Source organism: Streptomyces sp. P5F9, assembly GCF_057961495.1.
The window spans coordinates 1-13,695 of sequence record NZ_JBXVPZ010000255.1 but is presented as its reverse complement, the minus strand read 5'-3'; the positions used below and the strand labels follow the sequence as shown (position 1 = coordinate 13,695).

At 72.0% G+C, this 13,695-nt stretch carries 12 protein-coding genes; 8 read left to right on the top strand and 4 right to left on the bottom strand.

All coding sequences use genetic code 11. From position 1 onward, the window contains the following. The coding region (locus AC31A1_RS32075; RefSeq protein WP_489656689.1) for an O-antigen ligase family protein at positions 1-814 on the top strand (814 nt) is incomplete at its 5' end. 15 nt (positions 815-829) lie between these two features. Here AC31A1_RS32075 and AC31A1_RS32070 read toward each other — a convergent pair. Continuing rightward, complete coding sequence (locus tag AC31A1_RS32070; protein WP_489656688.1) at positions 830-1,375, bottom strand: hypothetical protein; 546 nt, start codon at positions 1,373-1,375, stop codon at positions 830-832. 10 nt (positions 1,376-1,385) lie between these two features. Continuing rightward, complete coding sequence (locus AC31A1_RS32065; RefSeq protein WP_489656687.1) at positions 1,386-2,267, bottom strand: glutamate racemase; 882 nt, start codon at positions 2,265-2,267, stop codon at positions 1,386-1,388. Between the two features lie 69 nt (positions 2,268-2,336). Between AC31A1_RS32065 and AC31A1_RS32060 the strand changes: the two genes are divergently transcribed. After that, entirely contained in the window at positions 2,337-3,503 is a 1,167-nt protein-coding gene (locus AC31A1_RS32060) for a glycosyltransferase (RefSeq protein WP_489656691.1), read from the top strand. Positions 3,504-3,507: 4 nt separating this feature from the next. On the opposite strand, the gene AC31A1_RS32055 is transcribed toward AC31A1_RS32060, so the two are convergent. Then, positions 3,508-4,830 carry a TerD family protein gene (locus AC31A1_RS32055; protein ID WP_489656690.1) on the bottom strand — a complete coding sequence of 441 codons (1,323 nt, stop codon included), beginning with the start codon at positions 4,828-4,830 and terminating at the stop codon, positions 3,508-3,510. 299 nt (positions 4,831-5,129) lie between these two features. Between AC31A1_RS32055 and AC31A1_RS32050 the strand changes: the two genes are divergently transcribed. The 4 genes from AC31A1_RS32050 to AC31A1_RS32035 all read left to right on the top strand — a co-directional run bounded on the left by AC31A1_RS32050 (position 5,130) and on the right by AC31A1_RS32035 (position 9,776). Beyond that, entirely contained in the window at positions 5,130-5,561 is a 432-nt protein-coding gene (locus tag AC31A1_RS32050; RefSeq protein ID WP_489656686.1) for a DUF6643 family protein, read from the top strand. Between the two features lie 42 nt (positions 5,562-5,603). Beyond that, the gene (locus AC31A1_RS32045) at positions 5,604-6,428 is read left to right on the top strand and encodes an MOSC domain-containing protein (RefSeq protein ID WP_489656685.1); all 825 of its coding nucleotides are present in this window, start codon (positions 5,604-5,606) and stop codon (positions 6,426-6,428) included. 200 nt (positions 6,429-6,628) lie between these two features. Further along, positions 6,629-7,234: an Rv1733c family protein gene (locus AC31A1_RS32040; protein ID WP_489656684.1), complete on the top strand. Its 606-nt coding sequence runs from the start codon at positions 6,629-6,631 to the stop codon at positions 7,232-7,234. 106 nt (positions 7,235-7,340) lie between these two features. After that, positions 7,341-9,776, top strand: coding sequence for a right-handed parallel beta-helix repeat-containing protein (locus tag AC31A1_RS32035; protein WP_489656683.1), 2,436 nt, complete (start codon positions 7,341-7,343; stop codon positions 9,774-9,776). On the opposite strand, the gene AC31A1_RS32030 is transcribed toward AC31A1_RS32035, so the two are convergent. Continuing rightward, positions 9,746-12,088, bottom strand: coding sequence for a hypothetical protein (locus AC31A1_RS32030; RefSeq protein WP_489656682.1), 2,343 nt, complete (start codon positions 12,086-12,088; stop codon positions 9,746-9,748). The two genes, AC31A1_RS32035 and AC31A1_RS32030, sit on opposite strands and share 31 nt — an antisense overlap. Before the next feature lie 289 nt (positions 12,089-12,377). Between AC31A1_RS32030 and AC31A1_RS32025 the strand changes: the two genes are divergently transcribed. Next, positions 12,378-13,205, top strand: coding sequence for a DeoR/GlpR family DNA-binding transcription regulator (locus AC31A1_RS32025; RefSeq protein ID WP_393765121.1), 828 nt, complete (start codon positions 12,378-12,380; stop codon positions 13,203-13,205). 70 nt (positions 13,206-13,275) lie between these two features. After that, on the top strand, positions 13,276-13,695 hold a 420-nt coding region (locus AC31A1_RS32020; RefSeq protein WP_489656681.1), incomplete at its 3' end, for an SRPBCC family protein.

Here is a 13,695-nt window from a genome sequence, read left to right as displayed (position 1 = left end):
CGAACCGCGTCTCGCCCCGGGCCCCCAGTTCGCCGTTCCGCTCGGTCACGCCGGTGCGACCGCGGCCCTGCTGACCCTGGCCGCGGGTTCCGCGTGCTGCTCCGCCTGGGCCGCCTCGGCACCGGCTCTGCGGCTCGCGCTGCGGCTGCTGGCGGCCGGGATCACGGTCGCCGCGGCCGTTCTGGGCTCGGTCACGGGATTCGCCCTGTGCACGGCGGTGCTGCTGTGCTCGCTCGCCGCCGGCCGGATGCGGCACCGCGGTCTCGGCATCGCGGGCCTGGGCCTGGCCACGGCGCTGGTGGCCGGCGCGACCTGGGCGGTCGCCGGAAACATCCTCCCGGACGGGCTGACCTCGTCCCTGGAGGGCCAGTTGACCCCGCACCGGGTCCAGCTGTGGCAGGACGCCCTGCACATGGCGCATCAGGATTCCGCCCTGGGGGTGGGCCCCGGACGCTTCGGGGAGCTGAGCAGCACGGCGGCCGAGGTGCTGCTCCCGGACGGCAAACCGCACTCCGCGCCGCTTCAGCTCGCGGCCGAACAAGGAGTCGTCGGCGTGCTCCTCTTGGCGGCGGCGTACGGCTGGGTGCTCCACGCGCTGTGGCGCACCACGCGCTCCACCCCGATCGCGCTGACCGCGGGCGGCGCGCTGACGGGGCTCGCGATCGTCGCCGCGGTCGGCAACGCGCTGAGCTTCACCTCGGTGTCGGTCGGCGCGGGCTTCCTGGCCGGGCTGGCCACGGCCCACCCGATCGCCGACGACGCCCCACGCACCGCGCCGGACGCACACGCGCGTGGCGACCGACCGGCCCCCTGACGGACGGGGAACGCGTCAGAGCGCCGCGCCGGGCTTGGGCGGCGCCAGCCGGTCCGTGATGATCCGTACGGCCGCCTCCGCGTTGTCCACGGTGATCGTGAACGTGTGCCCGTCCCACAGCCGCAGGACGATGCCCTCACCACGCCGTACGACAACCGCGGTGCCCTTCTCGGGCCGCCAGCGGTAGCCCCAGCCGCCCCACTGGCGCGGGGTGACGTGCGGGGCGAACTCGGCGCCCGCGACGCTCGCGAGAGGGATACGGCGGCGCGGCACACCGATGTGGCCGCAGCGCACTTCGAGGCACTCCCTGTCCACCTTCAGGCCGACGTGCACGAAGGCCAGCGTGCCGAACAGCATGAGCAGTCCGGCCGCGATGCACCCGACGACGGACATGACGAGCGGGGCGATGCCGGACGTCCAGGTGGAATCCACGGCCAGCTCGATGCCGAGCGCCATGCAGGCGGCACCGGCGAGCGCCAGCAGCCACTGGAACCGGTTGGTGGCGCGTCCGGTCCAGATCTCGCTCTGCGGGAAGGTTTCGTCGCGGGGGTGGTCCCTCATGCCTACGAGACTACTCAGGTTTCGCTGCGCGGGTACGTCGTTGCGGAGGGTGACCGTTTTGTGCGGCGACACGGCGGACGCACAGAGTCCGGTCCGTCGCCGGTACGCAGTGGGCGGGTGAGACCGCCCGCAGGAGTCGGCCTTCGGCGTAGACCGACGCGGCGGCGGGCAGTGCGCCCTCGCGGCCGTTCAGGAGCGCCGTCACGGTGCCGTCGGGCAGCGCCTCGGGGGCGGGTTTTTCACCGATCCGGCGCAGCGCCTGGGCGGCCACCGCATCGGCGGAGCCATACAGGACGAGCGGCGGGCGGTCCGGGCGCTGCACAGCGGCGCGGATGCGTTCGGCGACCAGTTCGTAATGGGTGCAGCCCAGGACGACGGTCGTTACATCGTCGGGGGTCAGCTCGGCGGCCGCGGCGACGGCGGTGTCGATGGCCGGCTCGTCCCCGTGCTCCACGGCCTCCGCCAGTCCCCAGCACGGGATCTCGGTGACCCGCACGCCGTCGGCGAAGTCCTTGATGAGGCCGCGCTGGTAAGGGCTGCCGGTGGTGGCGGGCGTCGCCCAGATGGCGAAGGGTGTGCCACCGGCGGCGGCCGGCTTGATCGCCGGAACGGTGCCGATGACCGGGATGCCGGGCTCCAGGTGCTCACGCAGGACCGTCAGGGCGTGCACCGTCGCGGTGTTGCAGCCGATGATCAGGGCGTCGGGCCGGTGAGCTGCGGCGGCCTCGGCAACGGCCAGCGCGCGCTGGGCGACGTCCTCCGGCGTCCGCGGTCCCCAGGGCATCCCCTCGGGGTCCAGGGAGAGCACGAGATCCGCGTCGGGGCGCACGCGCCGTACCGCAGCGGTGGCCGCCAGAAGGCCGATTCCGGAGTCCATCAGCGCGATCTTCACCCGGCCACGATAGACGATGGCCTCTGTGGATCCGCTGCCGTGGGGCAGACTGCGCCCGTGAGCGCCATCGTGTGGATCGCCGCCGGATCACTCGCCGCCTGGCTGTGGCTGCTGCTCTGCCAGGGCTTCTTCTGGCGCACCGACATCAGACTCCCGGCCCGTACCGACCCGGACGACTGGCCGTCGGTGTGCGTGGTCGTCCCGGCCCGCGACGAGGCCGCCGTACTGCCCGAGAGTCTGCCGTCGCTCCTCGCCCAGGACTATCCCGGGCGGGCGGAGATCTTCCTTGTCGACGACGGCAGTTCGGACGGCACCGGGGAGCTGGCCCGCGAGCTGGCGGCCCGGCACGGTGGGCTGCCGCTGACCGTGGACTCCCCCGGTGAACCGCCCGCGGGCTGGACGGGCAAGCTGTGGGCCGTACGGCACGGCATCGGTCTGGCACGCGCGCGTGGGCCCGAGTACCTGCTGCTGACGGACGCGGACATCGCGCATGCCCCGGACAGCCTGCGGGAGTTGGTGGCGGCGGCCCGTACCGGCGGGTTCGACGCCGTGTCGCTGATGGCCCGGCTGCGCGTGGAGAGCCTGTGGGAGCGGCTCGTGGTGCCGGCGTTCGTCTACTTCTTCGCGCAGCTGTATCCGTTCCGCCGGATCGGCAAGCGCTCAGCGCGGACCGCGGCCGCGGCGGGCGGCTGTGTCCTGTTGCGCACCGACGCCGCCGAACGGGCGCGGATGCCGGACGCGATCCGGCAGGCGGTGATCGACGACGTGGCGCTCGCGCGTGCCGTCAAGGGCGGCGGGGGCCACATCTGGCTGGGGCTCGCCGAACGGGTGGACAGCGTGCGCCCGTATCCGCGGCTGCACGACCTGTGGCGGATGGTCTCGCGCAGCGCCTACGCGCAACTGCGGCACAACCCGCTGCTCCTCCTGGGTACCGTCCTCGGGCTGGCGCTGGTGTATCTCGTGCCGCCTGTGTCCGTGTTCACCGGTCTGGCTGCCGGGAGTGCTGCGACTGCGGTCCTCGGCGGTCTCGCGTGGCTGGTGATGACGGGGACGTACGTCCCGATGCTCCGCTACTACGGGCAGCCGCTGTGGCTCGCTCCCCTGTTGCCGTTCACCGCGTTTCTGTACCTCCTGATGACCGTCGATTCCGCGGTGCAGCACTACAGGGGACGCGGTGCGGCCTGGAAGGGCCGCACGTACGCGCGTCCGGACGCCGTCGTCGGCGACGAGAGGTGAGCGCTCACTTGCGACCTGGGGTCCAGTTCATGCCCCACCCGTAGACGCGGTCGACGGTCCGCTGCGGGCTCACCCCGCGGTCGGGGACGAGGTAGCGGACCTCGCGCTGGACGACGAGATCGCCCCCGGTGTTGGTGATCAGGGCGAGCGCGCACACCGTGGAGGGCACCGTGCACTCGTCGAGCGAGAAGTCGATCGCGGCGCCGTGCTGTGGCTGGAGGGTGACCGTGGCGTGCAGGTCCGCGAAGGAACGGGCCCCTTCGTAGATGGTCACGAAGACGAGGATGCGCCGGAAGTCCTTGATGTGGTCGAGGTTCACGGTGAGGTTCTCGCCGCTCGCCGACGCGCCGGTGCGGTCGTCGCCGTCGAGGTGGATGTACGGGGGCCGCTGCAGGGAGCCGTACGCGTTGCCGAGGGCCTGGACGACGCCCTTGCGGCCGTCGGCGAGTTCGTACAGGGCACACAGGTCGAGGTCGAGGTCCGCGTGCATCGCGACCGCGCGGCCGCGCTTGCTGCCCCAGCCCGAGAACTGCTTGCGCACCTCCCAGTTGAGGTTCACGCGCATGGCACCCGAGGTGCCGCCCTGCTTGGTCAGGGAGACCGAGGGGGCCGCCTTGGTGAGCGTCACCTTGGAGAGCCGCACGGGGGCCGCCGAAGGGACCGGGCTCACCGGAGGCGCGACCGGAGGAGGCATGGTCACGGGCGGCTGGACCGGAGGCGGCAGGTTCACGGGCGGCCCGGCGGGCGGGGGCATGGTCACCGCCGGTCCGGCCGGCGGTGGCATGGTCGCGGCCGGTGCCGCCTGCCGGGGCTCGTCCACGGTGATGCCGAAGTCGGTCGCCAGGCCTTCGAGTCCACTGTCGTAGCCCTGGCCGACGGCCCGGAACTTCCAGGCGCCCTGGCGGCGGTAGAACTCGCCCAGCACGAAGGCGGTCTCGACCGTCGCGCCCGTGCTGTCGAAGCGGGCGACCGCCGTGTTCTGCACGGCGTCCCGGACCTCGATGTACAGGTCGGGGACCCGGCCGAACGTTCCGCCGTCGGCGGAGGCGGCGAGGACGACGCGGTCGACGGCGGGCTCCACGTGCGCGAGGTCGACGAGCAGGCTGTCGGTCACCTTCCCGCCCGCGTTGCCCTTGCCCTCGTGGCGGACCGCGCCGGAGGAGTGCGCCGGCTGGTTGTAGAACACGAAGTCACCGTCGGAACGGACCTTCCCGTCGACCAGCAGCAGCGCCGAGGCGTCCGCGTCCGGGACGCCGGGTCCGGACCGCCAGCCCAATTCGACGCGCAGTGCCGTCGTCGGCACCGGAACATTCGATCCTTTCGGCATCGACATGTCTGCCCCCCAATCACGTGTCGCCGTGCCAGGACACGCCCCGGCAGCCCATCGGGTGTCTACCCGCACAACCTATTCCCCGGGGCGGCGAACGCCCATCAGGAGCGCGTCAACACCGTTGGCCAACCGCTGGTAACCCGCCGGGAACTAGGCTTTTACCCGATCCGAACACAGGTCGATGCCCTTTTTTGACAAGTTCGCTCGCATTGGGGATCCCGTGCCACCCCCGACACGGAAAACAACCCTCTAATCGGTCTCCCCAACCAGCACATCGTGGGCTTAACTTATGTGCCATGACCTCCCCCCGCTCCACTTATGGCGGCGGCTACTACTCCGCCTCCTTCCCGGACACCCCGATCTACGACTCCCTCGTGGCCGAGCGGGGTACCCCGCAGATCGCCCCGATCCGGGTCCCCGCCGCCTACGACATGCCGGGGAGCAACCTGCCGGCGCTGCCGTCGGCACTGCCCGCTCTGCCGGCGGGTCCCTCGCAGAACTACGGCTATCCGCAGGCACAGCAGCCCGCCCCGCTGCAGCAGGCGCCCGGCGCCTACATCCCGCAGCAGGCCCCGCCGCGCGGTTACCCCGGGCAGCAGCAACAGCAGCCTCGCCCGATGGCGGCTCCGGCCGGCTACGAGGCGATGCGTCCGGCGGCTCCCCGCCCGGCCCCGGCGCCGTACCAGCAGGACCCGTACAACAACAACCAGCAGTACCGCGGTTACTGATCCGCACCCTGCGTTGTCGGTGCCACCTGGCACGATGGAGCGATGGGGAATGCGGAGCTGCGGTCGATCCACGTTCATCCGGTCAAGGCGCTCCGGGGCTTCTCGCCCCGGGAGGCTCCCGTGGAGCCTTGGGGACTGGCCGGGGACCGACGCTGGGCGCTGATCGACGACGGGGGAAAGGTCGTCACGCAACGCGAGCACCCGCGTCTCGCACTGGCCGCCGCCGAGCTTCTGCCCGGCGGCGGCATTCGTCTGTCGGCGCCCGGTCACGACCCGCTGACCGTGCCCGTTCCGGAGCCGGTCACCACCGTGGCGACGGAGATCTTCGGTACCAAGGTCGATGCGGTGCCGGGGCCGGACACCGCGCGCATCTGGTGCAGCGACTATCTGGGCTTCGCCGTACGTCTTGTCCACATGGACGATCCCGCCACCCGCAGGCCCGTCGACCCGGACCACGCGCTTCCCGGTGAGACCGTCAGTTTCGCCGACGGCTATCCGCTGCTGCTGACCTCCGAGGCCTCCCTCGACGCCCTCAACTCCCTTGTCGCGCAAGGGGATCACCCGGACGAGAGCCCGCTGCCCATGAACCGGTTCCGGCCCAATGTCGTCGTCGCCGGCACCGCCGCCTGGGCCGAGGACGACTGGTCGGGCGTCACGATCGGCGAGGTCGCCTTCCGGGTCGCGAAGAAGTGCGGGCGCTGCGTCGTGACCACCACCGACCAGGGCACCGCCGAGCGCGGCAAGGAACCCCTGCGCACCCTGGCCCGGCACCGTCGTATCGGCGGCAGGCTCGTCTTCGGGCAGAACCTGGTGCCCCGGTCGACCGGCACGATCCGCGTCGGCGATCCGGTCCGGATCCTCGCGTAGGCGGAGATCCGCCGACAGCGCACGAGGTTCCGCCGAAGAGCGCGTGAGGCGGGAACCCTCCCCGTGGGCCCGGTCGTTGAGATCCCGTGAGAAGTTCATGAGAGGCCCGGTGAGAGGTGATTTCGCTCTCTCTTTGCCGGGGCTCTTGGGTGAACGGCCACGCCTGGAGTTATCACGGAGCGGGAAGGGGGTGCGGGACGGTGGGAGCAATCAGGGGTCTGTGGCGCTGGCGGCGCAATCCACTGCGTCGCGCGACCGATCTGGTCGAGGCCTGGCTGGCCCTCGTGGTCCTGCTGCTGGTCCTGGTCGCCGCGCCCGTCATCGGTTCGCTCGTCGGCGCGGTCGCGCAGGACAGCCTGCAGCGGTCGGTGCGGGAGCAGCGCGCGGTCCGGCACGTCGTGACGGCGACGGTGGTCAAGAAGCTGAAGGGGGCCGAGCTCGACCCCGACCCCGACTCGTCCACCGCGCGGGACATCCGCAGCAAGGTCCTCGCCGACTGGACCGCCCCGGACGGCACCGCCCACCACGGCGCGGTCATGGCGAGCCTCAACACTCCACACGCGGGCGACCACTTCAGGCTCTGGACGGACCAGCAGGGGCACATAGTGGCCCGCCCGCTGGACTCGGCAACGGCGACGACGCACGCCGTGCTCGCCGGGCTCGGCGCGGCACTGCTGACCGCCGGGCTCGTCGACAGCGGCAGACGGTTCGTGCTGTGGCGCATGGTCCGCCGCAGGTACGCCCGTTGGGACCGGGCGTGGGAGCGGGCGGGCCCGGACTGGGGCCGGACCGGCACCGGCAGCTGACAGCCTTCCGGCTCTGGTCAACCCACCGCCCGCACGCACGCTACGGTGGACCGGCGAAGGCTTCGGCATCAACCCGCGTACCACGAGGTGGGGGCACAGCAGCGCCATGGCACAGGGCACGGTCCAGGTGACGCACACCGGTACATCGCGGTGGCGGCGCCGCACAGGTGAGTACGCGTCGCTCGCCGCCGCCCTGGAGGCCGCGGCCGAGGGAGACGTCCTCACCGTCGCTCCCGGCACCTACCGGGAGAACCTCGTCGTGCAGCGGTCGGTGACCCTGCGCGGCCCCGAGGGTTCGCCCGGCTCGGTCCGCATCGCGCCCCTGGACGGTGTGCCGTTGACCGTCCGGGCGTCGGCGATCGTCCAGGACCTGCATGTCGAGGGCCAGGACTCGGCCGCGCCCGCCCTCCTTGTCGAGGACGGCGCACCGGAGTTGACGGACCTTCGGATCGTCACGCGGTCCGCGTCCGGCATCGAGGTCCGCGGCGGCGCCCGCCCCACCGTGCGGCGCTGCACGGTCGACAACCCGGCCGGCATCGGGATCGCCGTACTCGACGGCGGTGGCGGGGTGTTCGAGGAGTGCGAGGTCGTCTCGGCGGGCCAGGCGGGCGTCGCGGTCCGCGGCGGCGGCCACCCGCGCCTGGAGCGCTGCCGCATCCACCACGCCTCGGGGGTGGGTCTGTCCGCGACGGGCGAGAACTCCGCGCTGGAGGCGGTGGGTTGTGAGGTCTACGAGACGCGGGGCAGCGGCGTCCAGATCACCGGCCGGGCCACCGCGCACCTCACCGACTGCGATGTGCACCGTACGACCGCGGACGGCGTCACGCTCGACACCGACGCGGTGCTGACGCTGGCCGACTGCCGCATCCACGACATCCCGGAGAACGCGGTGGATCTGCGTTCCCGTTCGGTGCTGACGCTGACCCGGACGACGGTGCGTCAGTTCGGGCGCAACGGCCTGTCGGTGTGGGACCCGGGCACACGCGTGGACGCCAACCAGTGCGAGATCTTCGACAGCACCGGCGACTACCCGGCGGTGTGGGTCAGTGACGGCGCGACCGCGGTTCTCGACTCCTGCCGGGTGCACGACGTACCGGACGCGCTGTTCGTGCTCGACCGCGGCTCACGCGCGGACGTCGTCGACAGCGACATCTCCCAAGTGCGCAATACCGCCGTGTCGGTGAGCGACGGTGCCACCGCGCAGCTCGACGACTGCCGGATCCGGGACGCGGCCACGGGCGCGTGGTTCCGCGACCACGGCAGCGGCGGCACCCTGAACAACTGCACCATGGACGCCACCCAGACCGGCGTGATCGTCACCAAGGGCGCCGACCCCACCATCGAGCGCTGCACGGTCGACTCCCCCGCCGAGGCGGGCTTCTACGTCTCCGCGGGCGGCCGGGGCGCCTTCCTCGGCTGCCGTGTGACGGGCAGCGGCGGCTACGGCTTCCATGTGATCGACGGCTGTCGTACGACGCTCAAGAAGTGCCGTACGGAGCGGTGCGCGCGCGGCGGCTACGAGTTCGCGGACGCCGGACCGGACGCGGCGCCCGGCACGGGACCCGTCGTCGAGGACTGCACCAGCGACGAGAGCGGCCTCAAGCCGCCCACCGCTCACGAGACAGCCGTGGAGACGGCGAGCCAGTCGACCAGCGTGCTGGGCGCGATCCCCACTCAGCGTACGGCCGAGCAGGACCCGCTGGTCACCGCGACGGACCCGGAGAAGGAGTCCCGTTCCTCCAAGGCCGTCCTCGGTGAACTCGACGCGCTCGTCGGCCTGGACAGCGTCAAGCGCGAGGTGCGCGCCCTCACCGACATGATCGAGGTGGGCCGCCGCCGCCAGCAGGCCGGCCTCAAGGCGGCCTCCGTCAAACGGCACTTGGTCTTCACCGGCTCCCCCGGCACCGGCAAGACGACGGTCGCCCGGCTCTACGGCGAGATCCTCGCCTCCCTCGGAGTCCTGGAGAAGGGGCATCTCGTCGAGGTGTCCCGCGTCGACCTGGTCGGCGAGCACATCGGCTCCACCGCGATCCGCACCCAGGAGGCCTTCGACAAGGCGCGCGGCGGAGTCCTGTTCATCGACGAGGCGTACGCCCTCTCTCCGGAGGACTCGGGACGCGACTTCGGTAAAGAAGCCATCGACACGCTGGTGAAGCTGATGGAGGACCACCGCGACGCGGTCGTGGTGATCGTCGCGGGCTACACGGCGGAGATGGAGCGGTTCCTGTCCGTCAACCCCGGTGTGGCGTCCCGTTTCTCACGGACCATCACCTTCAGCGACTACAACCCCGAGGAACTGCTCAGGATCGTCGAGCAGCAGGCCGAGGAGCACGAGTACCGGCTGGCCGAGGGCGCCTCCGAAGGGCTGACGAAGTACTTCACGGCGATCCCGAAGGGCGCCGCGTTCGGCAACGGCCGTACCGCGCGGCAGACCTTCGAGGCGATGGTGGAGCGGCACGCGAGCCGGGTCGCCCAGTTCGAGGAGCCGAGCACGGACGACCTGACCCTGCTCTACGCGGAGGACCTGCCCGAGCTGCCCTGAGGCGGCACCTCGGGCCGCAGCCGGGCCAGCAGCCGCTCGCGTTCCTCGGCGAACGCCGGGTCGGCCTGGTAGTCGGAGTGGCCGAGGATCGGCGCGGGCAGCGGATGCCGTGCCGTACGGCCGTACTCCAGTGGGTCCTTGAGGGGTGGTTCGTGGTCGACCTCGGGGCCGCGGTCGCCGGACACGCGCACCGGGCCGCCGATGGGGTCGGTGAGGCGGTACAGATTGCGCCAGCAGTCGACCTCGCGGTGCAGCCGGGTCAGCGCGGCCGGTCCGAAGTGGGCCGGGAACCAGCGGCCGTAGAGGCGCTCCAGGGGTGAGCCGTAGGTGAGCAGGGCTACGCGTTTGCGCTGGGCGGGCTTGAGTTGCCAGGCCGCGGCGGCGGCGAGGACGCTGCCCTGGGAGTGGCCGGAGATGACGAGGCGGCCGCCGGTGGCGCGGGTCCAGGTGGCCATCCGCCAGGTCAGGTCGGGGACCGCGCGCTCGGCGTAGCAGGGCGGGGCGAAGGGGTGGGCGGCGCGCGGCCAGAAGGTGCCGACGTCCCACAGGATGCCGATCGTGCGCCGCGCGGAGGCGTCCTTGTAGGCGCGCCTGCCCCAGGTGACGAAGAGTATGAAGCCGAGCCCGATCAGCCAGGAGCCGAGGCCCTGCGAGGTCTGGGCGACGCCGTGCACGAAGGCGTGGCCGTCCTCGCTGGCGCGTTCCGGTGTCCTGTCGGTGGTGAAGGCGCCGACGAGCGCACCGGCGCCCAGGAGCAGGGTCGCGGTGGAGATGACGGCGACAAGGAGAGGTCCGCGGTCGGTGAGCGCGGCCATCGCGCGCGTGCTCGCGATCTTCGCGGTGCGCGCCCGGTCCTTCCGCCCGCCCGGGTAGTCGCGCGCCACCGCGGCCAGTTCGCTACGGCGCAGCCGCCAGGTGCGGTGGCCGATTCCGGCGCAGAGGACGAGGACGATGACGAGCAGTGTCGGGATCACCGAGGCCTGCCAGGTGAGCAGGACGGGCGGGCCGGCGATGGATGTGCCGGTGCCGTCCAGCCAGTCGGAGACCCGCTGCGAGACCCCGCCGGACATCACGCCGCCCAGGGCGCAGGCGAGCATCGCGACGGCTGGTCCGCCGAGGCCCCGCATCGCCGAGCGCGGATCGGGGTGGGTGCGGTGCAGGAGATGGGCGACGACGGCGAGGGCGATCACCAACAGGCCCTGGGCCAGGGCGATTCCGCCGAACGTCGTGTCGCCCGGCAGCCGCCCGGAGGACTGCCATCCCGGGCGCGACCAGCCGGCGTAGAGCAGGGCGAGGGCGAGCAGCAGGAGTGCGCCGAGCGGCAGGCGGCGTACGAGACGGCGGTCGAGGGCCTGGTCGAGGCGGTTCTCGCTGCGGCCCCGACGGCACACTACGTAGACCACGACGAACGCGAGGCCGGCGAGTGCGGTCTCCAGGAGTCCGCCGAGGCGGGCCAGTGGGTCGGAACCGTCGGGCCCTCGGTCGAAGTGGGCCGCCGAGACGGTGACGGCCGCGGCGACCGTGAGGAGGCCGGCCGCCGTGTGGGCGGCGCGCAGTCGGGCGACCAGGCGGCGGCCGTACCAGAAGCCGGGGCGGCCCAGGGAGCTGTGGTCGGGCTCGTCGTCGGGTTCCGCTCTGCGGGGTATCGGCTGCTGGGACTCGTACTCGCTCCAGGTGCGGCGCGAGAGGTACCAGAGGAGGACGGTGAGCGCGGTCGGCACCAGGGCGGCGAGCGCGAGGCGGCGGCCGGGGCGGCTCCACCAGCTGTCGTGGGACATCGTGGGCGACAGGAAGCCCAGCCACGTGTGCCGTTCGGCGCACGCGCGCGTGCCGGCGCACTGCCAGGCGGCGAGGTCGAGGGCGACCTCGCAGGCGGCCGCGACAAGCAGCACGGTCAGGGTCAGTCCCGCGAGCCGCACCAGCAGGCCGTAGAAACGCACCGTCCGTTTCCGGTCGCGGGCGGTGGGGCGCATCCAGTGCGCGAGGTTGACGACCATGAACGGCAGCAGCAACAGCCACAACGCGCGCGTGCCGTTGCCGGAGGTGAGGTTGCACCAGACGTAGGCCTCACGGATCGGTCCGGTGCGCTGGTCGGCGGGGAGGGACTCGGCGTCCACGTCGGCGGCGGGCCGGAAGACGGCCGCGGTTTCGTCCCCGGTGATCCGCACCGTGCGTGGATCGCCGAGCATCTCCTCGGGTGTGGTGCCGCCGACTCCGTGGACCAGGAGTTCCAGGGCGGGTTCGGTCTGTTCGGGCCGTCCGGCAAGCGTCTTCGCCTCGCTCGTGACGGCGTGTTCCTGTACACGCTCCACTGTTCGCACATCCCCCGTGACGCACTGTCTGTCTGTGTCCGTGTGCACACCAGGATCGTCCTTTCCGGCGCGTCGCACACGCCCCGTCACCGAATCTCCCCGATCCGTGTGACACGCGAGCGAGTGATGATGACCGAATGACATGTGCGCGTCGGGACAGGCGGTGGCGCGGTGCTTGCGGGGGCGTGCGAGGATTGGGGCGTCCGCGCACCGCCGCCGGGGAAAATGTCCTGGTCGGGGCGGTCGTGCGGGCAGTCTGACGGGTTGCGGCGAAAGGACCGGAGCGTACGTGAGTGAGAATCAGAACCTCCTCGCGGAGCAGCGGCGCGCCCTGATCCTCGACGAGGTCCGGCGCCGCGGTGGCGTCCGTGTCAACGAACTGACCCGCAAGCTCGGCGTGTCGGACATGACCGTGCGCCGCGATCTCGACGCGCTGGCCCGCCAGGGCGTCCTGGAGAAGGTGCACGGCGGAGCGGTCCCGGTCGTCGAGGCGAGCACGCACGAGCCGGGCTTCGAGGCGAAGTCGGGCCTGGAGCTGACCGCCAAGGAGGACATCGCCCGGGCGGCCGCGGAGTTGGTGGCGCCGGGTACCGCGATCGCGCTCTCGGGCGGTACGACGACGTACGCGCTCGCGCATCACCTGCTTGAGGTCCCCGACCTCACCGTGGTCACCAACTCGGTGCGGGTGGCTGACGTGTTCCACGCGGCGCAGCGGACCTCGGGGCAGCGGCAGGGCGCGGCGACGGTCGTGCTGACCGGCGGAGTCCGCACCCCCTCCGACTCGTTGGTGGGCCCCGTGGCCGACCAGGCGATCGCCGCGCTCCACTTCGACATGCTGTTCCTCGGCGTGCACGGCATATCGATCGAGGCCGGCCTGTCGACCCCGAACCTCGCGGAGGCCGAGACCAACCGCCGGCTCGTGCAGTCCGCGCGGCGGGTCGTGGTCGTCGCCGACCACACCAAGTGGGGGACGGTGGGCCTGAGTTCGTTCGCCGCGCTGGAACAGGTCGACACGCTCGTGACGGACGCGGGGTTGCCGGCGGAGGCGCGCGCCGACATCTCCGAGCATCTACGGCTCGTGGTGGCGGGCGAAGTCGATGACGGGGCAGACATCTGACGGACCGCCAGCTATCGTGACGTCGCCCACCCCGGTCGACTTCCCTTAAATGTCAAGGGGGTTCACGTCCATGGCCAACCAACTGCGTCCCGTCGGGCTCGACTTCATCGACACCGCTCCGGTACGGCTGGTCTTCACGCGGGAGATGTCAGCGGCGCCGGACGCGGTCTTCCACGCCCTTAACGACGATGTGCCGGGGTGGGCGGAGTGGTTCTCGGCCGTCTCCAGTGCGCGGTCCGTCGACGACGGGGCCGGGCGTGACGTCCGGCTCACGGGTGGCGGGTACTTTCGCGAGACGGTGATCGCGGCGAAGCCGGCGGAGGTGTATGCGTATCGGGTCGACGTCACCAACGCGCCGGGCGCCCGTGCGATGGCTGAGGAGTGGCGGCTGAGCCCTGCCGGGAGTGGGACTCGGGTTCAGTGGACGTTCGCTGTGGATGGGACGGCGGTGTTCAGGGGGGTTGTGCGGGTGGCTCGGCCTGGGTTGGGG

Excerpts from the sequence above, each read along its gene's own strand:
- AC31A1_RS32035 (WP_489656683.1), top strand. The coding sequence starts at position 7,341 with ATGGCACAGGGCACGGTCCAGGTGACGCACACCGGTACATCGCGGTGG.
- AC31A1_RS32045 (WP_489656685.1), top strand. The coding sequence starts at position 5,604 with ATGGGGAATGCGGAGCTGCGGTCGATCCACGTTCATCCGGTCAAGGCG.
- AC31A1_RS32055 (WP_489656690.1), bottom strand. The coding sequence starts at position 4,830 with ATGCCGAAAGGATCGAATGTTCCGGTGCCGACGACGGCACTGCGCGTC.
- AC31A1_RS32050 (WP_489656686.1), top strand. The coding sequence starts at position 5,130 with ATGACCTCCCCCCGCTCCACTTATGGCGGCGGCTACTACTCCGCCTCC.
- AC31A1_RS32070 (WP_489656688.1), bottom strand. The coding sequence starts at position 1,375 with ATGAGGGACCACCCCCGCGACGAAACCTTCCCGCAGAGCGAGATCTGG.